This is a genomic window from Bradyrhizobium pachyrhizi (assembly GCF_029714545.1).
In the GTDB taxonomy this organism is placed as follows: Bacteria; Pseudomonadota; Alphaproteobacteria; order Rhizobiales; family Xanthobacteraceae; genus Bradyrhizobium; species Bradyrhizobium pachyrhizi.
The window spans coordinates 8,363,481-8,388,056 of record NZ_CP121667.1; the positions used below are offsets into that span (position 1 = coordinate 8,363,481).

Sequence of the window (24,576 nt, forward strand, 5' to 3'; positions counted from 1 at the left end):
CCGCCCCGGAACGACGGTTAAGCTCTTCCCTTGGTCGGGATCTTGTTGAAGGGAACATCCTTGTCGACGCGGATATCTCCGGGCAGGCCCAGCACGCGCTCGGCGATGATGTTGCGCATGATCTCGTCGGTGCCGCCCTCGACGCGGGTGCCCGGCGCGCGCAGCAGCATCGCCTGGAATTTGCCGGCGACCTCGGCATCCTCAATCCCGCTCAGCGCGCCGGCCGCGCCCTGCAGATCGAGCGCGTAGGTCGCGACGTCCTGGATCATCGAGCCGGCGACCAGCTTGCCGATCGAATTCTCCGGTCCCGGACGCTCGCCCTTCGACAGCGCCGAGATCGCGCGCATGCTGGTGTATTTCAGCCCGCTCGCCTTCACGGCCCAGTTGGCGAGCTTGGAGCGCACCGCACGGTTCTCGATCGCGGGGCCGTCCTCCAGCATCAGGCTGTTGCAGAAGTCGAACAGCTCGGGAAAGCCGGTGGCGACGCCGGCGCCGATCGACATCCGCTCGTTCATCAGTGTGGTCAGCGACACGTTCCAGCCGTCATTGACATTGCCGAGCCGCTGCGAGTCCGGAATGCGCACGTCGGTGAAATAGACCTCGTTGAAGTCGGAGGCGCCGCTCGCCTGCTTGATCGGCCTGACCTCGACGCCCGGGCTCTTCATGTCCAGGAAGAACATGGTGAGGCCCTTGTGCTTCGGCACGGTCGGGTCGGTGCGGGTGAGCAGGATGCCGTAGTCGGAATAATGCGCGCCTGAGGTCCAGATCTTCTGGCCGTTGATCACCCACTCGTCGCCGTGCTTCTCGGCGCGGGTGCGCAGGCCGGCGACGTCGGAGCCGCCGGCCGGCTCGGAGAACAGCTGGCACCAGATCTTCTCGCCGGAGGCGAGCGGCGGCAGATATTTGCGCTTCTGCTCCTCGCCGGCGAACGCCATCATGGTCGGGCCGCACATGCCGTGGCCGATGATGAACATCGAGCTGAGGCGGCCGAACGGGCCCTCCTCCTGTTGCCAGATCACGCGCTCGATCGGCGATGAGCCGCGGCCGCCATACTCCTTCGGCCAGTGCAGGCAGGCCCAGCCGGCATCGGCCTTTTTCTTCTGCCAGGCCTTTGCGACCTCGAGGATATTGGCGCCCTTGAGCGCAACACGGCCGAGCGAGGCCTTGCGCAGCTCGTCCTCATATTGCTTCGGCGCATTGGCCGCGATCCAGGCTTTCGCCTCGGCGCGGAATGCGGCCTCCTGCGGGGTGTCGTCGAAATTCATGGTGGCTTTCTTTCCGTCATTCCGGGGCGATGCGCAGCACCGAACCCGGAATCTCGATTCCCAACCTCTGGATTCCGGGTTCGCGCTACGCGCGCCCCGGAACGACGAATCGTAGCGTTACGCCGCGTTCTTCTTGCGCATGCGGTCGATCAGCGCGTCTTCCCAATAGGACAGGCTGCCGAGACCGAGCGCCACGGCATTGGCGCGGCGGTAGTACATGTGGCAGTCGAACTCCCAGGTGAAGCCCATGCCGCCATGCACCTGGATGTTGTTCTTGGCGCAATGCTGGAACGCCTGCGTCGCGCTGATGCGCGCGGCGGCGGCCGCTTCCGGCAATTCGCCGGCATTGGTCGAGAGCGCCCAGGCGCCGTAGTAGCAATTCGAGCGCGCCAGGGTCGCCGAGACATACATGTCGGCCAGCATGTGCTTGACCGCCTGGAACGAGCCGATCGGACGGCCGAACGCGATACGGTCGAGCGCATAGTCGCGGCCCATCTCCAGCGCGCGGTCGGCGCCGCCGACCTGCTCGAACGCCGTCAATACGGCTGCGCGATCCAGCACCTGGGTGATGACGCTCCAGCCCTCGCCGGCCGCGCCGAGCGGCTCGGCCTTCGCATCCTTGAAGCTGAATTCGGCCTGGCCGCGGGTCAGGTCGATGTTGGTGAGCGACTTGACCTCGACGCCGCCGGCCTTGAGGTCGACGATGAACAAGGAAATATCGGACTCGCGTCCGCTCGAGCCGGTGCGCGCGGCGACCACGGCGAAATCGGCGATCGCACCATCCGGCACCGGCTTCTTGACGCCGTTGAGCACACCGCCATTGGCCGTGACCTTGATCGCCTTCGGCGACGGATTGCCCTTGCCCTCGAACAGCGCCAGCGTGCCGATGGCTTCGCCCGCGGCGATCTTCGGCAGCCACTTCTGCTTCTGCGCGTCACTGCCTGCGATCAGGATCGCTTCGGCGGCGAGATAGACGGTGGAGGAGAACGGCACCGGCGCCAGCGCGCGGCCCATTTCCTCCGCGATCACGCAGAGTTCGAGATGGCCGGCGCCCGCGCCGCCGAACTGTTCCGGGATCGCGACGCCGAGGAAACCCATCTCGGCGAGGCCCTTCCACAGCGCCTTGTCGTAAGGCGCCTTGCCGTCGAGCACCTCGCGCACGGCCTTCGGCGGGCACTGTTCGCTGAGGAACTTCCGCGCCTCGTCGCGCATCTGCTTCTGTTCGTCGGAGAAATCGAAATTCATGGCGCTTACCTTTTACTTGCTGTCATTCCGGGGCGATGCGCGGCATCGAGCCCGGAATCTCGACGTAAGGAACCTCTGGATTCCGGGTTCACGCTTCGCGTGCCCCGGAATGACGTGTTTGCTTTCGTATGATCAGTTCAAGATGATCACGTCGTCGCCGGGCTTGCCGGCATACAGCTTCTCCACCAGTGCGGCGCGGCGTTCGAGGCCGGCGCGCTGGTTGATGTAGCCCTTGTCGGTAAGCTCGTTGCCGTCGATCGACGGCGGCTCGACCATCAGCATCGCACGCGCGATGCGCATGCTGCTGCCGGTGGTGGAGGCGTTGTGCGCCTGCAAGCCCTTTCTGAGGCAGGCGACCACGTCGGGATGCCGGATCACGTCCTCATAGCTTGCGTCGGCATTGCCGACGAGCTGGCGGCAGGCATGCAGGTTCGGCCAGCACAACAGGCCGATGAACTCACGGTCCTGCCCCGCGACCAGCGCGTCATGTACGACCGGCGTCGCGGCGGCGATGGCATCGGTGCGCAGCGAGCCGACATGAACGAAGGTGCCGGTGGTCAGCTTGAAATCCTCGACCACGCGGCCGGCAAAGATGATGCCCTGCAGCGGGTCTTCGGGGTTCACGAACACGCCGGCATCGCCGATGCAGTAGAAGCCCTCCTCGTCGAACATCTTCGCCGTGAGGTCCGGCTGGCCGAAATAGCCGGGCGTGACGTTGACGCCGCGCAGCCGCAATTCGTATTTCGAGCCGCACGGCACCATCTTCAGCTCGACGCCGGGGAACGGCAGGCCGATCAGGCCGACGCGCTCGGTGTCCCAATAGGTGCCGGTCGAGGTCGGCGCGGTCTCGGTCGAGCCCCAGCCGGTGTAGAACACGATCCGCTCGCCGGTGGTCTTCACCGCCAGCGCCTGCATGCGGTCATAGAGATCGTCGGGCAGCCGGGCGCCGCCATAGGCCATGATCGAGAGGTTCTTGAAGAAGCTCGCGCACAGCGCCTCGTCCTTCTCCATTGCGGCCGCGAGCGCGGCATAGCCGGCCGGCACGTTGGCGTAATAGGTCGGCGACACCTCGCGCAGGTTCCTGATGGTCTCCTCGAGCTGGCCCGGCATCGGCCGGCCGTCGTCGATATAGAGCGTGCCGCCGTCGACCAGCACCGGATTGAACGCGGCGTTGCCGCCCATGGTGTGATTCCACGGCATCCAGTCGAGCACGGTCGGGATCGGTCCCTCCGTTTCACGCGGGCGCACCTGCATCATCATCGCCGCGTTGGCGCACATCATCTCCTGGGTGTTGATGACGGCCTTGGGCATCCCGGTCGAACCTGAGGTGAACAGCAGCTTGCCGACGGTCTTGGGCGTGATCTTCGCAATGGAGGCGCCGACCGCGGCCGTCACCGGCGTTGCCGCGAGATCGGCAAAGGCCGTGCTCTTGATCCCCTCGCAGGGACGCAGAACGTGGACGACCGTGATGCCGGTGAGATCGAGCGCTTTGAGCGCTTTCCCGAAGGTCGGGCCGTCCTGCACCATCACGACGGCCGGCTTGATCAGGTTGAACAGGTATTTGAGCTTGAGATGATCCTGGCTCATCAGCGAATAGGCCGGCGACACCGGCGCGGCCGGCAGCCGCGCCTGCATCGCGGCCTGCGTCATCAGCGCGTGCTCGATCGAATTGCCCGAGAGGATCGCGACGGGCCGGCCGTCGCCAACGCCGAGATCGAGCAGGCCTTGCGTCAGCGCATCGACGGTGCGCTTGGCTTCGCCATAAGAGACCTTGCGCCATTGCCGGTCGGGACCACCGCGTTGCGCAAGCCAGATCCGCTCCGGCGCCTGCGCCGCCCATTTGGCGAGATAGGCCGGAATATGCGTCTCGTAGGTCTGGAGCGGAATCCGCGACTTCAGGACGACCGTGCCGTCGTCGCGCTGCTCGACCGCGATGTCACGTGCGAGCCAATCCACCTTGCGAAAGGCAGGTTTCGTCAGCATCGCCGCGTCTCCATCCATTTTGCGTCTCCCGGAATTTCTGTCCTTAAAAGGATCTGTTCTCAGCGCCTGATATAGACAGGCTTTCGTTTCTCGAGAAAGGCCCTGATGCCCTCCTGGAAATCCTCCGAGCGGCTGCACAGCACCTGATTGCGATCCTCCATCGCAATCACGGCCTCGATCGAGCCGGCATCGACGCTCATGTTGATGCATTCCTTCGAGAGGCGGAGACCGACCGGCGAGGCCGTCATCATGGCCTCGACATAAGGATTGGCCGCAGCATCAAGATCGGCGACCTCGACCACCTCGGACACCAGGCCGACCGCAAGCGCGCGGTCGGCCTGGATGAAGCGCCCGGTGAGGATCAATTCGGAAGCAACCGACACGCCGACGAGGCGCGGCAGGAAATAGCTGGTGCCGATATCGCAGCCGCCGAGACCAAGCTTGATGAAGGCGCAGTTCATCCGTGCGTTCTTCGCCGCGATGCGGATGTCGGCCGCGAGCGCCAGCGCGAAGCCGCCGCCGGCGGCCGCGCCCTGCACGAGCGCGATGATCGGCTGCGGAGCGCGCCGCATCAGCATCACGATGTCGGCAATGCGGCGCTGCGAGTCAAGCGACTCGGTGACGCCGGACGGCTCGGTCTGCCCGCCGCGGCGCGCCATCGCGTGCTTGAGGTCGAGCCCGGCGCAGAAATTCGCACCGGCGCCCTTCAGCACCACGACGCGGGTGTCGCGATTGCGCTGCAGGCCCTGGAAATAGAGGTTGAGCGCGTCGATCAGCGAAGGATCGAGTGCGTTGAGGCTCTCGGGGCGATTGAGCGTGACCCAATCGACCCCTTCGTGATGTTCGATCAGCAGCGGCTGAGACACGCGCATGGTCCTCCCGACCGTCGTCCCGGCCAAGCAAAGCGCGAGCCGGGATCCATAACCACAGGCTGTTGTTGTCTTGCGCGGCGTCTGCCAGGTTTGCCTGTTACAGACGCCGCGGAGTGTGGGTCCCGGCTTTCGCCGGGACGACAGTCGAGCTTGTGGCTTAGCGCGGCGCCATGCGGATGGCGCCGTCGAGGCGGATGGTTTCGCCGTTGAGCATCGGGTTCTCGACGATGTGGACCGCGAGGTTGCCGTATTCCGAGGCATCACCGAGGCGGGCCGGATGCGGCACCTGGGCGCCGAGACTCTTGCGCGCTTCCTCGTTGAGACCCATCAGCAACGGCGTCAGGAACAGGCCCGGCGCGATGGTGTTGACGCGGATCTTCAGGCTGGCGAGGTCGCGCGCGGCCGGCAGCGTGAGGCCGACGACGCCGCCCTTCGAGGCCGAATAGGCGATCTGGCCGATCTGGCCTTCATAGGCCGCGACCGACGCGGTGTTGATCGCGACGCCGCGCTCCTCGCCGATCGGGGCTTCGGTCGCCAGCCGCTCGGCGAACAGGCGCAGCACGTTGAAGGTGCCGATCAAATTGACGTTGATGATGCGGACGAACTTGGCCAGCGGATAGACGCCGTCCTTGCCGACGATGCGCTGCGAACCGCCGATGCCGGCGCAGTTCATCAGAACGCGCGCGATGCCGTGCGCGGTCTCAGCCTTGGCAATCGCCGCCTTGATCGCGTCCTCGTCGGTGACGTCGGCATGCAGCGCAACGCCCTTCACCTCGGCGGCGACCTTCTCGGCATTTTCCTTGTTCTGGTCGATCACGCCGATCTTGGCGCCCTTGGCGGCCATGGCGCGCGCGGTTGCGGCACCAAGGCCGGAGCCACCGCCGGTGATGAGAACGGCAACGTCTTTCAACTGCATGGATACAACCTTTCCTTGGGCGTTTCTTCTCTAGACTTCGAACTTGTTATCCGGCGGCGACTGCTGCCGTTTCCTTATCGGGATTGAGCACGCCGCCGAAGATCAAGGCTTCCATATGCTTGATGTAATCGCGGCAGACCTCATCGGTGACCGGACCGACACCGACCGCGCGCGACATCGCGTGGCGGCCGAAAAACAGATGATCGCAGGCGCCGATCAGGCTGGTGTAGAACAGCACCGGATCGATCTTGCGGAATTCGCCGGCCTTGATGCCTTCGGCGAGCAGCCGGCGGTGAAAGTCCAGGAGCGGCGCGACGAAGAATTTCGACACCTCGTTCGCGGCGGCCGGCGAGCTCTCGTGCAGGAGGTAATGAATCAGCCGGTTCATATAGGGGAACTGGTGATAGGCGCGGATGATGCCGCCGATATGCAGGCGCAGTTTCGCGGACGGCGTGATCGGCTGGCTGATGAGATATTCGAGCTGCGACATCTCGGTGGCGGCGTCGCGCGCCAGCAGCGCCAGCAACAGCCCGTCCTTGTTGCCGAAATGATATTTCACCAGCGCGGCGTTGACGCCCGACTTCTGCGCGATGTCGGACAACGAGACCTCGATCGAGGCGCGCTCGATCATCAGCTCGCTGGCCGCAACCAATAGCTTGTCGGCGGTGGCATTTTTGCCGGCCGGAAGTCTCGTCGGTACGCTGGTATTCAACTGCGCTCTGGTCCCGCTTTAGGTCAGGGTTCGACGGTAAATCGAGGCCGCACATAAGCCCATGGCGGGGCCGCACTCAAGAGTTAATTGATTGATTGACTAAATGCTGAGCCACCCCTTAAATCCGGCCCAACTTTCAGACCGCCCAATCCGGAAACATCAGGGAGATCAGACATGGCCGAGGCATATATCGTCGCCGCCGCTCGCACCGCGGGCGGCCGCAAGGGAGGGCGTCTCGCCGGCTGGCATCCGGCCGATCTGGCTGCGACCGTGCTCGATGCGCTGGTCGAACGATCAGGCGCCGACCCCGCGCAGGTCGAGGACGTGATCATGGGCTGCGTGATGCAGACCGGCGAGCAGTCCACCAACATCGCGCGCAATGCGGTGATGGCCTCGAAGCTGCCGGAGAGCGTGCCGGCCACCTCGATCGACCGCCAATGCGGCTCCTCGCAGCAGGCGCTGCACTTCGCAGCGCAGGCGGTGATGAGCGGCACGATGGACTGCGTGATCGCCGCCGGCGTGGAATCGATGACCCGCGTGCCGATGGGCCTTGCCTCCTCGCTACCCGCCAAGAACGGCTTCGGCCACTACAAGAGCCCGGGCATCGAGGCGAAGTATCCCAACATCGTGTTCAGCCAGTTCACCGGCGCGGAGATGATGGCCGAGAAGTACGGTCTGTCGAAGGATGAGCTCGACGAATACTCCTATAACAGCCATCAGCGAGCGATCGCGGCGACGCAAGCCGGCCACTTCAAGGACGAGATCGTGCCGGTCAAGATCACCCGCGCTGACGGCTCGACCGACACCCATCACATCGACGAAGGCATCCGTTTCGACGCCAGCCTCGAAGGCATCAAGGGCGTCAAGCTGATCGCCGAGAACGGCAAGCTCACCGCGGCGAGCGCCAGCCAGATTTGCGACGGCGCCTCCGGCGTCATGGTCGTCAACGAGAAGGGCCTGAAGGCGCTCGGCGTCAAGCCGATGGCGCGCATCCATCACCTCACCATGATGGGCGGCGACCCCGTGATCATGCTGGAAGCGCCGCTGCCGGCAACCCAGCGCGCGCTGCAGAAGGCCGGCATGAAGATCGACGACATCGACCTGTTCGAGGTCAACGAGGCCTTCGCCTCGGTGCCGACCGCGTGGCTGAAGACCACCGGCGCCGATCCGGCCCGGCTCAACGTCAATGGCGGCGCGATCGCGCTCGGCCATCCGCTCGGCGGCAGCGGCACCAAGCTGATGACGACGTTGCTGCATGCCCTCAAGCAGCGCAACAAGCGCTACGGCCTGCAGACCATGTGCGAAGGCGGCGGCATGGCGAATGTGACGATTGTCGAGCGGCTGTAAGAAGCGCCTGACTCCTAGGAAGCGGTGAGAGGCCGCAAGAACCTCCATACAAAAGGTGTCGTCCCGGCCTTGAGCCGGGACCCATAACCACAGGTGCTTGTGGTTATGCCGGGCTGCGGCCCCAACTCATTCCAACAACACAAAGCGGTGGTTATGGGTCCCGGCTTTCGCCGGGACGACGCATCGCCTGAGGCAACACCCGAGGAAACGTCTGTGACCCATCCGTCCATCCACGCGCGCACCCATCCGAACAAGATCGCCTATCAGATGGCGGCGTCCGGCAAGGCCATCACCTATCGCGAGCTCGACGAGCTTTCGAACCAGGGCGCGCATCTGTTCCGCTCGCTCGGCCTGAAGGCGGGCGACCACATCGCGCTGTTGATGGAAAACCGGCTCGCCTTCATGGAGATCTGCTGGGCCGCGCAGCGCTCTGGTCTCTATTACACGGCGATCAGCCGCTACCTGACGGAAGAAGAGATCGCCTACATCATCAAGGACTGCGGCGCGAAGGTGTTCATCACCACACCGCAATGCGCCGACAAGGTGAAAGGTCTGATCAAGGGCGAGGTGGGCGAGCCGCTGTTCTACATGATGGACGAGCCCGCCCCCGGCTTCCGCTCCTATGACAGGGAAGCCGCCGAGCAGCCCACCACGCCGGTCGCCGACGAGGTCGCCGGCTATGACATGCTGTATTCCTCCGGCACCACCGGCCGGCCCAAGGGCATCAAGAAGGAATTCGAGGGCAACCGGATCGACGTGCCGAATCCGTTCCTGCGGATCCTCACCGCCGACATGTGCGGCATGAACGCCGACAGCATCTATCTGTCGCCGGCGCCGCTCTATCACGCGGCTCCCCTGCGCTTCAACATGATGGCGACCGTGCTTGGCGGCACCTCCGTCATCATGGAGCATTTCGACGCCGAGGAATTTCTGAAGCAGGTCGAGAAGCACAAGGTGACGCAGTCGCAGCTGGTGCCGACCATGTTCGTGCGCATGCTGAAGCTGCCCGACGAGGTGCGGAGCCGCTATAAGGTCTCGTCGCTGAAGGGCGCGATCCACGCCGCGGCGCCCTGCCCGGTCGACGTCAAGGCGAAGATGATCGAATGGTGGGGACCGATCCTGATCGAGTACTACGCCGGCTCCGAAGGCAACGGCGTCACCGTCTCGACCTCGCAGCAATGGCTGACCCATCGCGGCACGGTCGGCCGCGCGGTGGTCGGCAAGGTCAAGATCCTCGACGAGAACGACGAGGAGGCGCCGACCGGCCAGATCGGCCAGGTCTATTTCGCCGACGCGCCGGCGTTCAGCTACCACAACGATCCGGAGAAGACGAAGAAGGCCTACAACGCCAAGGGCTGGTCGACGCTCGGCGATGTCGGCTACCTCGACGAAGAGGGCTTCCTCTATCTCACCGACCGCAAGAGCTACATGATCATCTCCGGCGGCGTGAACATCTACCCGCAGGAGACCGAGGACGTGCTGATCACGCATCCCGCGGTGTCCGACGTCGCGGTGTTCGGCGTGCCGAACGAGGAGATGGGCGAAGAGGTCAAGGCCGTGGTGCAGCCGCACGACATCGCCAGGGCCGGCAAGGAGCTCGAGGCCGAGCTGATCGCCTTCTGCCGGCAGCATCTGTCGCCGATCAAATGCCCCAAGAGCATCGACTTCGAACAAGAGCTGCCGCGCACGCCGACCGGGAAGCTGGTGAAGCGCCATCTGCGCGACCGCTATTGGCCGAAGGCAGCAGCAAAGGCGTGAATCTTCGACCTTCCACCGGAGGTGCCTCTTATCCTCCCCTGGAGGGGGAGGATCGGTTCGCATGAAATGCGAACCGAGGTGGGGTGACAGCCTGTCGGCTCGGGCTCTGCCCGTGTTGAGAGATCACCCCACCCCGCCTCACATCTCGCTGCGCTCGCCGTGAGCCGACCCTCCCCCTCCAGGGGAGGGTGAAGGACGGACGACGCTTCCCCGTCTCCAATTCTGCCGTTATGCAGCACTACAAATCCTCCGCCGGTGCGCACGCGACCGATGCCACGGCACGCAGATGCAGCTGGCCGTGCTTGCCTGATGCCGTGGTGGTCCATTGCGCATCGATCTGCTGAAGATCTTCCGACAGCTTGCCGCGATGGCTGCCGTCGGTTTCGAACGCTCCGTTGCCATCGGGCGAGCGTTCGAAGATCTCGACCTCGAGATCGGACAGCCGGATGAACATCTGCACGCCGATCTTGGTCACGTGGCGGCCGACCTCATATGAACCGCAGCCGCGCGCTTCCGCGTTCTGCTCGTTCAGGGCCTGCACTTTGTCGAAGGTAATGACGACGTTCTGCACCGCGTTGTCGCCGTCCCACAGGAATTCGCCGACATAGGCGCGCGGCAGTTTCTCGGTGAGCTGCTTGATGTCGGCGGCACGCACCGCCGACATCAGCACCAGACTTGCCGCCACGATCATCACGCCGAGACGCGACATCCAGCCGGGCAGCTCTGCAATCCTCGCGTGGCGCATGCGGTATGCATCCCCTGGGCAAAATTGCTATCGTCAATCAATGGCCGCCAGCATACAGCCAAATGCGCTGGTTCTGCGGCGATGCCCAACAGGTGATCTGCACGATGGAAACGCTCCCCGACGTCCCGCTGCCCTCCACCATCCGCTCGCGTTATGTCGACGGGATCAACGGCCTGCGCATGCATGTGCTGGAAGCGGGCTTTGAAACATCCGGCCGGCCCTGTCTGTTGCTGCTGCACGGCTTTCCGGAGCTGGCATTTTCCTGGCGCAAGGTGATGCCGAAGCTCGCCGCTGCCGGCTATCATGTGATCGCGCCAGACCAGCGGGGCTATGGCCGCACCACCGGCTGGAGTGCGGAGTATGACGGCGATCTCGCGTCATTCCGCCTGCCCAATCTGGTGCGCGATGCGCTCGGGCTGGTCGCAGCGTTCGGCTACAAGCACGTCGATGCCGTGATCGGGCACGATTTCGGCTCGTCGGTCGCGGCGTGGTGCGCGCTGATCCGGCCCGACGTGTTCCGCGCGGTCGTGATGATGAGCGCGCCGTTTTCGGGGCCGCCGTCGCTGCCGTTCAACACCGCGAGCGCGCCGGCAAAGCCCGCGAGCGAAGACCCCGTGCATCGCGACCTCGCCGCGCTGCCGCGGCCGCGCAAGCATTACCAATGGTACTATTCGACGCGCCCGGCCAATGACGACATGCATCACGCGCCGCAGGGCGTGCACGATTTCCTGCGCGCCTATTACCACCACAAAAGCGCGGACTGGAAAGACAACAAGCCTTATCCGCTGCAATCCTGGTCGGCGGGCGAATTGGCAAAACTGCCGACCTATTACGTGATGGATCTCGCCAAGGACATGGCCGCTACCGTCGCCGAGGAGATGCCGTCACGCGAGGCGATCGCCGCCAACACATGGCTGCCGGATAGCGAGCTCGCTTATTACAGCGCCGAATATCAGCGGACCGGATTCCAGGGCGGGCTGCAATGGTATCGCTGCGGCACCTCGGGGGCGTTCGTCCCGGAACTACAGACCTGGAGCGACCGCACGATCGACCAGCCGTCCGCCTTCATTTCCGGCAAGCAGGATTGGGGTACCTATCAACGGCCCGGCGTGTTCGAGGCGATGCAGCGCAAGGCCTGCATCAACATGATCGGCTGCCATCTGGTCGACGGCGCCGGCCATTGGGTGCAGCAGGAGCAGCCCGATGAGGTGAGCCGGCTGCTGCTCACATTCCTGCGAGAGGCCGGCGCGCAGCGCTAGACGCCCATTCGGCCGTCGCGTCGCATCCCGTTGATCTCACGCGTGTTCCTCGCCCAATCCGCGCGGCTTGCCGGTGCTGCAGCAGCGAATCCGGGCCGATCCGGATTTGACCGGGTGCCAGCGCAACCCTATAGTTTAGAACTATTCTAATTCTAAACTCGGTGAACAAGGTGTTGCCGTGAAGAACTTTGCCGATCTGACCGAGCGCGAGGTGCTGGCGGTCGCGATCGCCTCCGAGGAGGAGGACAGCCGCATCTACATGACGTTCGCGGAGGATCTCGCCGGGCGCTATCCCGACACCGCCAAGATTTTCGAGGAGATGGCCGAGGAGGAGCGCGGCCATCGCCACCGGCTGCTGGAAACTTACGAGCAGCGCTTCGGGGCGCATCTGCCGCCGATCCGGCGCGAGGACGTCAAAGGCTTCCTGCGCCGCCGCCCGATCTGGCTCACCAAGAACCTGCCGCTCGACACTATCCGCAAGGAAGTCGAGACCATGGAGCTGGAGGCCGAGCGCTTCTATGCCAAAGCCGCCGAGAAGGCCGAGGATGTCGGCGTGCGACGGCTGCTCGGCGATCTCGCCGAGGAGGAGAAGGGCCACGAGAAGCTCGCGGTGAAGCTGACCGGCGAGATCCTCAAGCCGGACGTGCGCGCCGAGGAAGACCGCACGCGGCGGCGGATGTTCGTGCTGCAATATGTGCAGCCGGGTCTCGCCGGATTGATGGACGGCTCGGTCTCGACCCTGGCGCCGCTGTTCGCCGCCGCCTTCGCCACGCATCACAACTGGCAGACCTTCCTGGTCGGGCTTGCCGCCTCGATCGGCGCCGGCATCAGCATGGGCTTTGCCGAGGCGCTGTCCGACGACGGCTCGCTGACCGGCCGCGGCTCGCCCTGGTTGCGCGGCCTGACCTGCGGATTGATGACGACGCTCGGCGGGCTCGGCCACACCATTCCCTATCTGGTACCCGACGCCTGGCCGAACGCGTTCTGGATCGCGACCGCGATCGCCGGCATCGTGGTGTTCTTCGAATTGTGGGCGATCGCCTTCATCCGCGCGCGCTACATGGACACGCCGTTCCTGCAGGCGGTGTTCCAGATCGTGCTCGGTGGCGCGATCGTGCTCGCGGTCGGCATCCTGATCGGCGCAGCGTAGCAATTCCGATCAAACACAGCGGCCATGTCACGGCTACAGCGCTTGCGGGCGGCAGCCAAACTGCCCATCATCGCGCCAACAACAAACCGGGAGCACGCCGTGGCCAAATCGCAATACAGCTTCAAGACCGCCGTCGACCTGTCGAAGGCGCTGCGCAACAAGCAGGTCTCGGCGGTCGAGCTCGCACAGGACGCGATCGGCCGCATCGAGCGCCACGACGGCAAGGTCAACGCGGTCTGTGTGCGCGATTTCGAGCGCGGCCTCGCCGCTGCGCGCGCCGCTGATGCCGCGATCGCGCGCGGCGAGCACAAGCCGCTGCTCGGCATCCCCATGACGGTGAAGGAATCCTACAACGTCGCCGGATTGCCGACGACCTGGGGCTTCCCGCCGCACAAGGACTTCGTCCCGACCGAGGACGCGCTGTCGATTCAGCGGGTGAAGGACGCCGGCGGCGTCATCCTCGGCAAGACCAACGTGCCGGTCGGGCTCGCCGACTGGCAGAGCTACAACGATATCTACGGCACCACCAACAACCCCTACGACCTCGGCCGCACGCCGGGCGGCTCCTCCGGCGGATCGTCGGCGGCGCTCGCCGCCGGCTATGGCGCGCTGTCGCTCGGCTCAGACATCGGCGGCTCGCTGCGCGTCCCGGCGTTTCATTGCGGCATCTATGCGCACAAGCCGACCTTCGCGCTGCTGCCGTCGCGCGGCCACACCGCGCCGCCGGCGCCGCCCATCATCTATGAGCGCGACCTTGCGGTGACCGGCCCGATGGCGCGCGGCGCGGCCGACCTGTCGCTGCTGCTCGACGTGATGGCTGCACCCGATCCGCTCGATGCCGGCAGGGCCTATCGCCTCGACCTGCCGGCGGCGCGCCACGCCGGCCTGAAGGATTTCCGCATCCTCGTCATCGACACCGATCCGGTGTTGCCGACCGACAAGGCGGTGCGCGGCAGCATCGACAAGCTCGCGAGCCACCTCGACAAGGCCGGCGCGAAGATATCGCGTTCGAGCCCGCTGCTGCCGGATTTCGCGGCGTCCTCGCGGCTCTATATGCGGATGCTGCTGTCGTTCCTCGCCGCGACCTTCCCGCCGGAGGTCTATGCCGGCGCCTGCGCGGCGGCGGCCGCGCTGCCCGCCGGCGACACCAGCCTGCAGGCCGAGCGGCTGCGCGGCATCGCGCTCAGCCACCGCGACTGGGTGCAGGCGACGGTCGCCCGCTCGCGGTTGCGCGCGCAATGGCGCGAGCTGTTCAACTCGTTCGACGCGGTGATCTGCCCGATCATGCCAACGCCGGCCTATCCGCACGATCATGCGCCCGACCAGGAGCAGAGGCGGATTTTGATCGACGGTGTGCCGCACATCTACACCGACCAGCTCGCCTGGCCAGGCATCGCGACCCTGCCCGGCCTGCCTTCGACTGCGATCCCGACCGGCTTTGCGCCCGACGGATTGCCGGTCGGCGTGCAGATCGTCGGTCCCTGGCTGGAGGACCGCACGCCGCTCAAGCTCGCCGAGCTGATCGAGCGCGAATTCGGCGGCTTCGTGCCGCCGAAGATGTTCGATGATTGATACTTGCCATCGTCATTGCGAGCGAAGCGAAGCAATCCATATATCCGTCTGCGCGAAGGCGTGGATTGCGTCGTCGCTTCGCTCCTCGCAATGACGAGGGGAAACCGGGAGAAAGCCAATGAGCAATGACCTCGAGGAGCTGACGAAGCTCAACAAGGATTACGTCGATTCAGTTCAGAACTGCGACGTCAAGCGCTTCGATGAGATCCTGGCGCAGGACTTCTACTGCACCAATCCCGACAAGAGCCTGGTCGACCGCGCGGCCTTCCTGAAGCAGACGGCGATCCCGGTGAAGATCAAGGGGCTGAAGGCCGAAGACGTCAAAATCCGCATCCTCGGCGATTTCGCCATCATCCACGCCCAGACCAGCTACACCAACGCGGACGGCGAGCCGGCGCACGGCCGCTATACCGATTGTTGGGCGCGGCAGAACGGAAAATGGCTCGCGGTGTCCGCGCATGTGGCGCGGTGAGCGATTCAGGTGTCGTCCCGGCGCAGGCCGGGACCCATAACCACCGCAGCTTGTGGTGAGTAAAGAAAGTCGTCCACCCACGTGCCCAAAGCAAGGCCGCGGCGTATGGGTCCCGGCCCACGCCGGAACGACACACGCTCAGCTGTCGAACATGATCACGCTGCGCAGCGTCTTGCCGGCTTTCATGTTGGCAAAGCCCTCGTTGATCTCGGAGAGCTTCAGCTTGGCCGAGATCCAGTCTTCCAGATGCAGCTTGCCGCGCATGTAGAAGTCGACGAGGCGCGGCATGTCGACGCGGAAGTGGTTGGAGCCCATCGACGAGCCCTGGATGCGGCGCTCGCGCAGGAAGTCGAAGCCGTGCAGCTCGATCTTCTGGCCGAACGGGATCATGCCGACGATGGTCGCGGTGCCGCCCGCCGCCAGCATGGCAAAGGCCTGCTCGGCGGTATCCTTGCGGCCGAGCACCTCGAAGGAGTGCTGCACGCCGCCGCCGGTGAGCTCGCGCACCTGCTGGACCACGTCGCCGCGGGCCGGATCGACGATATCGGTGGCGCCGAGCTTGGTCGCAAGCTGCAGCTTGGCCGGATTGGTATCGATCGCGATGATGCGGCCGGCGCCGGCGATCTGCGCGCCGTTGATCGCCGCCATGCCGACGCCGCCGCAGCCGATCACAGCCACCGTCTCGCCGGCGGTGACCTTCGCGGTGTTCACCACGGCGCCATAACCGGTGATGACGCCGCAGCCGATCAGCGCGGCGAGATCGAGCGGCATCTCTTTCTTGATCTTCACGATGGCGTTCTCGTGCACCAGCATCTGCTCGGCGAACGACGACAGATTGAGGAACTGGTTGAGCTTCTCCTTCCTGCCCCATGACAGGCGGTTGGAGGCGCCGGGCAGCATCTTCACCGTGGTGTCGGTGCACAGCACGGTGCGGCCGGTGGTGCAATTGTCGCAGGTGCCGCAGAACACCGAGAGGCAGGTGACGACGTGATCGCCGGGCTTCACGTAATTGACGTCGGAGCCGACCTTCTCAACCACGCCCGCCGATTCATGGCCGAGCACCGCCGGCAGCGGGTGCGGATAGAGGCCTTCCATGAAGTGCAGATCGGAATGGCAGAGGCCCGCGACCGCGGTGCGGATCAGGACCTCGCGCGGCCCCGGATTGGGCACGCTGACATCCTCGATCACCAGCGGCTGATTGACTTCATGCAGGACGGCGGCCTTCATCGGGGTCTCCCTTGACGTTTTTGATTGTTTGAAAAGTTCGCTCGCGCAGCAGCCTATGCTGCGTCAAGCAATTCGCCAACCTCGGCCATGCCGACCGCGCGATCGCCGAGCAGGTGCCCGGTCATCCTGCGCTGAACGGTATTTTCCGTTAGCCGGAACGGATCGCCCGGCAGCACGCGGTGATCGACCACCATTCGCGACAGCAACAGCCGGCGCGCATCGCCGCGCATCTCATGGATGCGCCCGCCCTCCCACGCCAGCGCGACCGCGCTTGCGACATGATAGAGCAGGCTGGTGGCGCGCCGCGCGTCGCCCTCATTGTCGACGCGGCTCGCCACCTCGCGCGCAAACGCGACCGCGCGGTCGCTGAGGTCGCGCAGCCGGTTGCACCAGGCTTGCGGAACATTCGGGCTGTCATCGAGCCGCGCATGCAGATCGGCGGCGAGCGCATTGTCGGCGCCATGGCGACCGACCGCGCGCTTCAGCGCATCGATCGCGACGATGTTGCCGGTGCCCTCCCAGATCGAGCCGAGATGCGCATCGCGCAGCAGCCGCGGCGTGACGAATTCCTCGATGTAGCCGATGCCGCCCCGCATCTCCATCGCATCGCCGCAGACTTTTCGGGCGTCGCGGGTGGCGCGGAATTTCAAGGTCGGCGTCAGGATGCGAAGCAGCGCCGCGGCGTCCTGACTGCCGGCCTCGGCGCGGTCAAGCGCGTCGGCGGTCAGAAAGCTCATCGACAGCGCCTGTTCGGTCGGCAACATGATCTTCATCAGCTGCCGCCGCGCCAGCGACAGGTCGATGATGCGCTGGCCGAACACCACCCGGCCGCGCGCCACTGTCATTGCATCGTGCCAGGCACGGCGCATCAACGCAGTCGATTTCACGCCGTTGGAGAGCCGCGACGAGTTCACCATCTCGGCCATCTGCACGAAACCGCGGTCGAGCTTGCCGACGGCGTAGGCGATCGCGCCGTCGAACTTGATCTCGCCCGAAGCCATCGAGCGGGTACCGAGCTTGTCCTTCAGCCGCACGATCCGGTAATGGTTCTGCGAGCCGTCGTCGAGGAAACGCGGCATCAGGAACAGGCCGACGCCGCGGGTGCCTGGCCCTGCGCCTTCCGGCCGCGCCAGCAGCATCACCACCTTGGCATCGGCGTTGGAGCAGAACCACTTCTCGCCGTAGAGCCGCCAGTGATCGCCCTCCTGCACGGCGCGCGTGGTCAGCGTGCCGACATCAGAGCCGCCCTCCTTCTCGGTCATGAACTGGCCGCCCTGTGTCAGCTTGCTCATGTCGGTCTGGGTCAGGCCGTCGAGATATTTTGCCTTCAACGCCTCGCTGCCGAAATTCGCCAGCAGCTTGGCACAACCGTCGGTGACGTTGATCGGGCAGCCCATGCCGAATTCGGTCTGGTTGAACAGGAAGGTGAAGGCGTGCTTGGCGACGACAGGATACTTGTCGGGCCAGCCCATGATGCCCTTGCGGAGCGACAGCGCGTGGATGCCGAACTCGCCGAACGCGGCCTTCTCGATCTCGCGATAGGCCGGATGATATTCGATGTGCTGCACGTCGCGGCCGAACTTGTCGCGCTGATGCAACACCGGCGTATGCCGGTCGGCAAGCCGCGCGCATTCGTCGAGATAGCCTCCGGCCAATCCACCGAGGCGGTCGAGATGCGGCTCGATATGGCGGAACAATGCATCGGGCAGATGCAGCTTCAGAAGGTCGGTCAGCGCCGGATCGGCCCGGTAGAAATTCATTCCCGTCGTATCGGGCGCCAGCAGGCCCGGCTGGCTGGCGGCTGACGTTCTCGGATCCTGCTTGTGCGGCTGCATTGAATTCCCGGCTTCGGTGCTCATTTGTTTGGGCACGACTATCCTCCTCCGGCCGAGCAAAGGAAAGCCCAATGGATATTCCAAAATACAAGATCGCCCTGATCGTCGGCGCCGGCGAGGGCCTCAGCGCCTCGTTGACGCGGTTATTTTCGCGGGAGGGAATTCGCGTGGCACTCGGCGCCCGCAGCATCGAGAAGCTCGGCGCGCTCTGCACCGAAACCGACGCGCGGGCTTATGCTTGCGACGCCACCAAGGCCGAGGATGTCGAACGGCTGTTCGGCCTTGTCGAGCGCGAGATCGGAACGCCTGATCTCGTGGTCTACAACGCCTCCGGCCGCTCACGCGGCCCCTTCGTCGAACTCGTCCCTTCAGAGGTCGAGCAGGCGATCGCGGTCTCGGCGTTCGGCGGATTCCTGGTGGCGCAGGAAGCGGCGAAGCGCATGCTGCCCAACAAGAAGGGCGCGATCCTGTTCACCGGCGCCTCCGCCAGCGTGAAGGGTTATGCGCAATCGGCGCCGTTCGCGATGGGCAAGTTCGCCTTGCGCGGCCTCGCGCAGAGCATGGCGCGCGAACTGTCGCCGCAGGGCATCCACGTCGCGCATTTCGTGATCGACGGTGGCATCCGCAGCGCCGCCCGCACCGAGCCCGCCGACCGGCCGGACTCGATGCTCGATCCCGACGCGATCGCACTGAGTTACTGGAACGTGCTGCAACAACCGCGCAGCGCCTGGACCTGGGAGCTGGAATTGCGGCCCTGGGTTGAGAAGTTTTGAGATGACGGAGATCATGCAAGCAGCGTAGGCTGGACGCAAACCGCCGCTACATTCGTCATTGCGAGGAGCGAAGCGACGAAGCAATCCATTCCACCACTTGCGGCAGCATGGATTGCTTCGCGGAGCCTGTCATCCGGCGGCGCTCCACGCCGACCGGGTGGCTCGCAATGACGGATGGAACTGGGGAAGGAAAACATGTCGAACGAAATCAAGATCGAGACCGGCACCGACGAACTGCTCTGCGTGATCCGCGATCGCGTCGCCGTCATCACGCTGAACCGCCCGGATGCCCGCAACTCGCTGTCGGATACCTTGACACCGGCGCTGCGCACGATGATCAAGACCTGCGGAGAGAATCCCGAGGTCGGCGTGCTGCTCGTCACCGGCGCCGGCAAGGCGTTCTGCGCCGGCGGCAACGTCAAGGGCATGGGCGCGCATCGCGACAAAAAGAAGCTCGAAATGTCCTATGAGGACAAGGTCGCGGATTTGCAGGAGCGCCAGCGCCTGCTCACCGGCGCGCTGGCCTCGGTGCGCAAGCCGACCATTGCCGCCCTTCCCGGTCCCGCGGTCGGCGCCGGCCTCGCGATTGCGATGGCCTGCGACATCCGGATCGCGGCTCAATCCGCCTTCATCTCGACCGGTTACTTGCGCGTGGCGCTGAGCGGCGATTACGGCATGGCCTGGCTATTGACGCGGCTGGTCGGCACCTCGCGCGCCCGCGAGTTGATGTTCACCTCGGAGAAGGTCGATGCCTTAAGATGCGAGCAGATCGGCCTCGTCAACCGCGTGGTGCCGGACGAGACGCTGCAGGACGAAGCGTTCGCGCTGGCGAAGTCGATCGCCGAAGGCCCGACCCTCGCGCTGCGCTACATGAAGGACAATCTCGACGAGGCGCTGCAGTTCGACTTCGCCACCGCGCGCGACCACGAGGCCGAGCGGCTGATCCGCCTCACCACGACGGCCGATCACAAGGAGGCGGTGCAGGCCTTCATCGAGAAGCGCAAGCCGGTGTTCCGGGGGAGTTGATCCCCGTTCAGTGTCCCGTCATTGCCGGGCTTGACCCGGCAATCCATCCCAAAGGAATGCCTTTTTGTTTGATGGATGCGCGGGTCAAGCCCGCGCATGACGATCTCGTAGCCCGGATGCAGCGCAGCGAAATCCGGGATCGGTCTTACCGCGGACGCAGTCTCCCGGATTGCGCTTCGCTTCATCCGGGCTACGCAGGTCCATCCGGGCTACGGGCTGCCGCGCGAAAAATCCACGAACGCCCGCAGCGCGGCCGGCAACTGGCGGCGGCTTGGGTAATAGAGGAAGAACCCGGGATAGGCCGGGCACCAGTCGGCGAGCACGCGCACCAGTTTTCTTTTGGCGATCAGCGCCTCGACCTGCGCCTCGAACACATAGGCGAGCCCTGCCCCGTCGAGCGCCGCGTCGACCATCAGATCCTGGTCGTTCAGCGTGAGCGGCCCCGCGACGTCGATATCGACCTCGATGCCGCCGCGCTCGAACTCCCAGCGATAGATCGCGCCGGAGGTGAAGCGGTAGCGAATGCAGGGCAGGTCTTTCAGGTCGTGCGGCGTCACCGGCGGCTTGTGCGTCTTGAAATAGGCCGGCGAGCCGACCACGGCAAAGCGATGCCGCGGCCCGATCGGCACGGCGATCATGTCGGCAGCAATGGTCTCGCCGAACCGCACGCCGGCATCGAAACCCGCGGCGACCATGTCGATCAACGCGTCGTTGATCATGATCTCGACGCTGATATCAGGAAACGCCTTCAGGAAGCGCGTGACGATCGGCAGCAGCACCAGTTGCGCCGACTGGCGCGCCGCGGTGAAGCGCAGCGTGCCCGCCGGCTTGCCGCGAAAATTGTTGAGGTCCTCCAGCGCATCGTCGATGTCGCGAAACGCCGGACTGATCCGCGCGAACAAAAGCTCCCCGGCCTCGGTCAGCGCCACGCTGCGGGTGGTGCGGTTGACCAGGCGCAGATCGAGCCGCTCCTCGATGTTGCGCAGCGCATGCGACAGCGCCGAGGCGGACACGCCAAGCTCGGTCGCCGCCGCGCGAAAACTCTTGTGGCGGGCGATCGCGAGGAAGGTGGCGAGGTCCGAAGGATCGATCCGCATTGATGAATTTTACTCAGTAGCTTGAAGAATATATAGCTGATTATCTCAATTATGGCGAGCCGCTATCCCTTTGCCCATCAGCCCGGCAGTGCGCCGGGCCTTCCAGGAAAGGGCAAGATCATGCGTGTCTGGTTCATCACAGGAGCTTCCCGGGGGTTTGGCGCCCTGATCGCGGAAGCCGCGCTCAAGGCCGGCGATGCGGTAGTGGCCGCCGCTCGCGATCCCGCGACCGTCACCGCCCGCCTCGGCCAGCATGAGCGGCTGCTGGCCACAAGGCTCGACGTCACCAGCGAGGCCGAGGCCCACGCCGCGGCCGGCGAGGCGGTCAAAAAGTTCGGCCGCATCGATATCCTGATCAACAATGCGGGCTACGGCCTTCTCGGCGCGATCGAGGAGGCCAGCGCCGCGGAGACGCAGAGGCTGTTCGGCACCAACGTGTTCGGCCTGCTCGGCGTCACCCGCGCGGTGCTACCGCATATGCGCCGGCAACGTTCGGGCCACGTCATCAACATCTCCTCGGTCGGCGGCTACACCGGCTATCCGGGCTGGGGCGTCTACGGCGCGACCAAGTTCGCGGTGGAAGGCATCAGCGAGGCGCTGGCCGCCGAAGTCGCGCCGCTCGGCATCAAGGTGACGGTGGTCGAGCCCGGCTTCTTCCGAACCGACTTCCTCGACGAGAGTTCGCTGTCGCGCACCGCGCATCAGATCGAGGATTATCATGCGAGCGTCGGCAAGACCCGCGCCGTCGCCGCCGATTTCAACCACGGCCAGCGCGGCGACCCGCGCAAGCTCGCCGGCGCGATGCTCAAGCTCGTCAACGCCGACAACCCGCCGCTGCGGCTGCCGCTCGGCAGCGACACCGTGGAGCGGATCGAGACCAAGAATGCGTTCGTCGCGAGGGAGCTCGCGGAATGGCGGACGGTGGCGACGTCGACTGATTTTGCTGACGCAACATGAGACGACCGAACGGTCCTCTTCTCCTTCCCCCTGAAAGGGGGAAGGTCGGGATGGGGGTCAGCCACACGCGCCATTGCCGGGGAGAGAGAAGATCCCCACCCGCTTTGCTCTGACGAGCAAAACGACCTCCCCTTTTCAAGGGGAGCTGAGAACTCGTAGTCCGATGAAGCGAAGCGAAATCCGGGACAAGTCTCGCGGCGGTAGAGCGACCACGGATTGCGCTACGCTTCATCCGGGCTACGGGGTCTCAGCATCAGAAGGAAAAGGGCCCGGTTCTGGAGGGGCCAGAACCGGGCCAGTCAGTCAAACCGCAAGCGAGGACATCGCGGCCGAGCGGGAAGTGGCGGCAAGCCGCCAGCTGGCACAGGGAATGTCTTGCGGTTCGACGTGGATCTCTTTTGCAAAGCGCACCAGCTTCCAGTCGCCGGGGCTCGGCATGAAGGCGTAGCCCGACTTCCGGGCGAGGCCGATCATCGTCGCATTGGAACGCAGTGTGTCGCCGAAGATGCGCTCGGCTCCGAAGGACGCCGCACGGCATTCGAGATTCCTGAGCAGCGCCTTGCCAATGCCGTGGCCCTGCCACCGGTCATCGATCGACAGGCCGAACTCGACGCTCGAATTATCGGCATGGAAGGCGTAGCGGGCTTCGCCGACGATGGTCTCAAAGCCATCGACCAGCATCGTCGCGACCACCGTGAACCGGTCAGCCTCGCCGACATGGATGAAACGCTCGAGCTCTGTCTTCGGCAGCTCGCTCAACGCGCCCAGGAAGCGGTTGTAACGGGACCCCGCGGAGAGCGAGCGGATGTAGCTCTGCAGCTCCTCGCGGTCGCGCGGCTCGACGAAGCGCACCTTGACCTCGCTGCCGTTCTTGGCGCGCAGCACGTCAGAGTATTGCTTGAGATCGTCGAGATGCAGCGCAACCATGACACGCTCCTCGGGTGAAGAAATTGGCTGGCGTCCCTTGATCGAGGCGACGCCAGCGGTGGCGTCCTTCTCAGGCCCGCCAGAACGGCTTCTCGGTTTCGAACACGATGTCGCTGCGGGACATGCCGATGTCGTGCAGATCGCGCTCGGTCCACTGCGACAACTCGCGGCGGCGTTCGTAGCGCTCCCACCAGACGTGAAGGGTCTCGCCGACCTGGTTCAGCAGGCCCGATGCGTGATGATTTGGGGTATGATGATTTGTCATCGATTCATGCGTGAAAATGGACATCTGCGGCTCCTATCGGTAACCTGTTGGCGCTAATATCGGAGCTATTCAGCCCGCTCACAAACGACACTTTGTACCGTTTCGCATGAATTAAAGTCATGTATTTGGAGACACTCCAGGAATGACCAGCCGCCTGCCTTCGCTGAATGGCCTGAGGGCGTTCGAGGCCGCCGCGCGGCATATGAGCTTCACGCTGGCGGCTTCCGAACTGAACGTGACGCAGACCGCGATCAGCCATCAGATCCGGCGGCTGGAGGAGGAACTCGGCGTCCGCCTGTTCGTCCGCCAGAACCGCTCGCTGAGCCTGACGCCGGAGGCTGCCGAATACCTTCCCGGCGTCCGGGCCGCCTTCAACGACCTCAGGCTCGCCACCGATCGCCTGCTGCGCAGGGACGACGATCACGTGCTGACGGTCTCGACGCTGGCATCGCTTGCCGCCAAATGGCTACTGCCGCGGCTGTCGGCCTTCCAGGAGGCGCATTCCGGCATCGACGTTCGCATCACTACCTCGACCAGCCTGGTCGACTTCCAGCGCGACAAGGTCGATGCCGCGATCCGCTATGGCCGCGGCCAATGGGCGGGCCTGCGTGCAGATTGGTTGATGGCGGATGAGCTGTTTCCGGTGTGCAGTCCGTCGCTGCTGCAGGGAACCAGGCCGCTGAAATGCCCTGAAGACCTCAGGGATCACACGCTCCTGCACACCAGCAACGCCAACAGCGACGACTGGCGGCTGTGGCTGACTGCGGCGGGGCTGCCGACCGATATTTCCAAGCAGCCCGGCGTCACCTTCGACCTGCTGTTCGTGACGATCCAGGCCGCGATCGACGGCATCGGCATCGCGATGGGCCGCACCTCCTATGTGCAGGACGACATCGCCAAGGGTCGCCTCGTGGTTCCCTTCAAGATCGCGCTGCCGGCCGACGCCGGCTTCTACCTGGTTTCGCCGCAGGGACGCGCCGATACGCCAAAGCTCTCCGCGTTCCGAAGCTGGCTCGGCACAACGGCGCACGCCGCGCCCTGATGCGGCGCACGCGACGGCCGGGGCTTCGGTCCTACCAGAGCCGAAGCCCTAGATCGTTGTTTTGACGAGGTTTCTTCGCGCGAACCGGTATCCCCTTCGCTCGAAAGGCTCGCTGCGATTTCCATCTACGG

General features: G+C 64.9%; 22 protein-coding genes. 10 read left to right on the forward strand and 12 right to left on the reverse strand.

Annotated elements, in window-relative coordinates; genetic code table 11:
- Window positions 1–17: 17 nt before the first annotated feature.
- The 6 genes from QA639_RS39575 to QA639_RS39600 all read right to left on the reverse strand — a co-directional run bounded on the left by QA639_RS39575 (window position 18) and on the right by QA639_RS39600 (window position 6,993).
- Window positions 18–1,265, reverse strand: a complete 1,248-nt coding sequence (locus QA639_RS39575; RefSeq protein ID WP_050382567.1) for an acyl-CoA dehydrogenase — start codon at window positions 1,263–1,265, stop codon at window positions 18–20.
- Window positions 1,266–1,382: 117 nt separating this feature from the next.
- Window positions 1,383–2,510: an acyl-CoA dehydrogenase family protein gene (locus tag QA639_RS39580; protein WP_157342317.1), complete on the reverse strand. Its 1,128-nt coding sequence runs from the start codon at window positions 2,508–2,510 to the stop codon at window positions 1,383–1,385.
- A gap of 132 nt (window positions 2,511–2,642) precedes the next feature.
- Window positions 2,643–4,511 carry an AMP-binding protein gene (locus tag QA639_RS39585; RefSeq protein WP_157342319.1) on the reverse strand — a complete coding sequence of 623 codons (1,869 nt, stop codon included), beginning with the start codon at window positions 4,509–4,511 and terminating at the stop codon, window positions 2,643–2,645.
- 41 nt (window positions 4,512–4,552) lie between these two features.
- Window positions 4,553–5,359 carry an enoyl-CoA hydratase/isomerase family protein gene (locus QA639_RS39590; protein WP_283088755.1) on the reverse strand — a complete coding sequence of 269 codons (807 nt, stop codon included), beginning with the start codon at window positions 5,357–5,359 and terminating at the stop codon, window positions 4,553–4,555.
- A 163-nt stretch (window positions 5,360–5,522) separates the two neighbouring features.
- Window positions 5,523–6,281 (reverse strand): SDR family NAD(P)-dependent oxidoreductase, encoded by a 759-nt coding sequence (locus tag QA639_RS39595; RefSeq protein WP_157342323.1) that lies wholly within the window; start codon window positions 6,279–6,281, stop codon window positions 5,523–5,525.
- A gap of 46 nt (window positions 6,282–6,327) precedes the next feature.
- Window positions 6,328–6,993, reverse strand: a complete 666-nt coding sequence (locus QA639_RS39600) for a TetR family transcriptional regulator (protein WP_050382560.1) — start codon at window positions 6,991–6,993, stop codon at window positions 6,328–6,330.
- A gap of 174 nt (window positions 6,994–7,167) precedes the next feature.
- Here QA639_RS39600 and QA639_RS39605 point away from each other — a divergent pair, with 174 nt between their 5' ends.
- Both QA639_RS39605 and QA639_RS39610 read left to right on the forward strand, forming a co-directional pair.
- The gene (locus tag QA639_RS39605; protein WP_028336570.1) at window positions 7,168–8,340 is read left to right on the forward strand and encodes an acetyl-CoA C-acetyltransferase; all 1,173 of its coding nucleotides are present in this window, start codon (window positions 7,168–7,170) and stop codon (window positions 8,338–8,340) included.
- A 213-nt stretch (window positions 8,341–8,553) separates the two neighbouring features.
- Window positions 8,554–10,098, forward strand: coding sequence for an acyl-CoA synthetase (locus tag QA639_RS39610; protein WP_283088756.1), 1,545 nt, complete (start codon window positions 8,554–8,556; stop codon window positions 10,096–10,098).
- 238 nt (window positions 10,099–10,336) lie between these two features.
- Here the strand turns inward: QA639_RS39610 and QA639_RS39615 are convergent, their stop codons facing one another.
- On the reverse strand, window positions 10,337–10,843 hold the full coding sequence (locus QA639_RS39615) for a hypothetical protein (protein WP_050382556.1): 507 nt from the start codon (window positions 10,841–10,843) through the stop codon (window positions 10,337–10,339).
- A gap of 104 nt (window positions 10,844–10,947) precedes the next feature.
- On the opposite strand from QA639_RS39615, the gene QA639_RS39620 reads away from it, so the two are divergent.
- The 4 genes from QA639_RS39620 (at window position 10,948) to QA639_RS39635 (ending at window position 15,296) form a co-directional block, all read left to right on the forward strand.
- On the forward strand, window positions 10,948–12,102 hold the full coding sequence (locus tag QA639_RS39620; protein WP_157342491.1) for an alpha/beta hydrolase: 1,155 nt from the start codon (window positions 10,948–10,950) through the stop codon (window positions 12,100–12,102).
- A 178-nt stretch (window positions 12,103–12,280) separates the two neighbouring features.
- Window positions 12,281–13,252 carry an iron exporter MbfA gene (mbfA, locus tag QA639_RS39625; RefSeq protein ID WP_057016287.1) on the forward strand — a complete coding sequence of 324 codons (972 nt, stop codon included), beginning with the start codon at window positions 12,281–12,283 and terminating at the stop codon, window positions 13,250–13,252.
- Window positions 13,253–13,351: 99 nt separating this feature from the next.
- Window positions 13,352–14,824, forward strand: a complete 1,473-nt coding sequence (locus QA639_RS39630; protein WP_283088757.1) for an amidase — start codon at window positions 13,352–13,354, stop codon at window positions 14,822–14,824.
- Between the two features lie 118 nt (window positions 14,825–14,942).
- Window positions 14,943–15,296 carry a nuclear transport factor 2 family protein gene (locus tag QA639_RS39635; protein ID WP_028336576.1) on the forward strand — a complete coding sequence of 118 codons (354 nt, stop codon included), beginning with the start codon at window positions 14,943–14,945 and terminating at the stop codon, window positions 15,294–15,296.
- A gap of 138 nt (window positions 15,297–15,434) precedes the next feature.
- On the opposite strand, the gene QA639_RS39640 is transcribed toward QA639_RS39635, so the two are convergent.
- Together QA639_RS39640 and QA639_RS39645 are read right to left on the reverse strand one after the other, a co-directional pair.
- On the reverse strand, window positions 15,435–16,523 hold the full coding sequence (locus QA639_RS39640) for a Zn-dependent alcohol dehydrogenase (protein ID WP_018269116.1): 1,089 nt from the start codon (window positions 16,521–16,523) through the stop codon (window positions 15,435–15,437).
- A 53-nt stretch (window positions 16,524–16,576) separates the two neighbouring features.
- Window positions 16,577–18,358 (reverse strand): acyl-CoA dehydrogenase family protein, encoded by a 1,782-nt coding sequence (locus QA639_RS39645; RefSeq protein WP_283090694.1) that lies wholly within the window; start codon window positions 18,356–18,358, stop codon window positions 16,577–16,579.
- Between the two features lie 71 nt (window positions 18,359–18,429).
- Here QA639_RS39645 and QA639_RS39650 point away from each other — a divergent pair, with 71 nt between their 5' ends.
- Window positions 18,430–19,131 (forward strand): SDR family NAD(P)-dependent oxidoreductase, encoded by a 702-nt coding sequence (locus QA639_RS39650; RefSeq protein WP_283088758.1) that lies wholly within the window; start codon window positions 18,430–18,432, stop codon window positions 19,129–19,131.
- Between the two features lie 195 nt (window positions 19,132–19,326).
- Entirely contained in the window at window positions 19,327–20,157 is an 831-nt protein-coding gene (locus QA639_RS39655; protein WP_283088759.1) for an enoyl-CoA hydratase, read from the forward strand.
- A 209-nt stretch (window positions 20,158–20,366) separates the two neighbouring features.
- Here QA639_RS39655 and QA639_RS39660 read toward each other — a convergent pair whose 3' ends face one another.
- Window positions 20,367–21,254 carry a LysR family transcriptional regulator gene (locus tag QA639_RS39660; protein WP_028336580.1) on the reverse strand — a complete coding sequence of 296 codons (888 nt, stop codon included), beginning with the start codon at window positions 21,252–21,254 and terminating at the stop codon, window positions 20,367–20,369.
- A gap of 120 nt (window positions 21,255–21,374) precedes the next feature.
- Here QA639_RS39660 and QA639_RS39665 point away from each other — a divergent pair, with 120 nt between their 5' ends.
- Entirely contained in the window at window positions 21,375–22,211 is an 837-nt protein-coding gene (locus tag QA639_RS39665) for an oxidoreductase (protein WP_283088760.1), read from the forward strand.
- A 303-nt stretch (window positions 22,212–22,514) separates the two neighbouring features.
- Here QA639_RS39665 and QA639_RS39670 read toward each other — a convergent pair whose 3' ends face one another.
- Together QA639_RS39670 and QA639_RS39675 are read right to left on the reverse strand one after the other, a co-directional pair.
- Entirely contained in the window at window positions 22,515–23,138 is a 624-nt protein-coding gene (locus QA639_RS39670) for a GNAT family N-acetyltransferase (protein WP_028336582.1), read from the reverse strand.
- 70 nt (window positions 23,139–23,208) lie between these two features.
- Window positions 23,209–23,427, reverse strand: coding sequence for a DUF1127 domain-containing protein (locus tag QA639_RS39675; RefSeq protein ID WP_176937012.1), 219 nt, complete (start codon window positions 23,425–23,427; stop codon window positions 23,209–23,211).
- A 118-nt stretch (window positions 23,428–23,545) separates the two neighbouring features.
- On the opposite strand from QA639_RS39675, the gene QA639_RS39680 reads away from it, so the two are divergent.
- Window positions 23,546–24,445: a transcriptional regulator GcvA gene (locus QA639_RS39680; RefSeq protein WP_028336584.1), complete on the forward strand. Its 900-nt coding sequence runs from the start codon at window positions 23,546–23,548 to the stop codon at window positions 24,443–24,445.
- The last annotated feature ends 131 nt before the right edge of the window (window positions 24,446–24,576 follow it).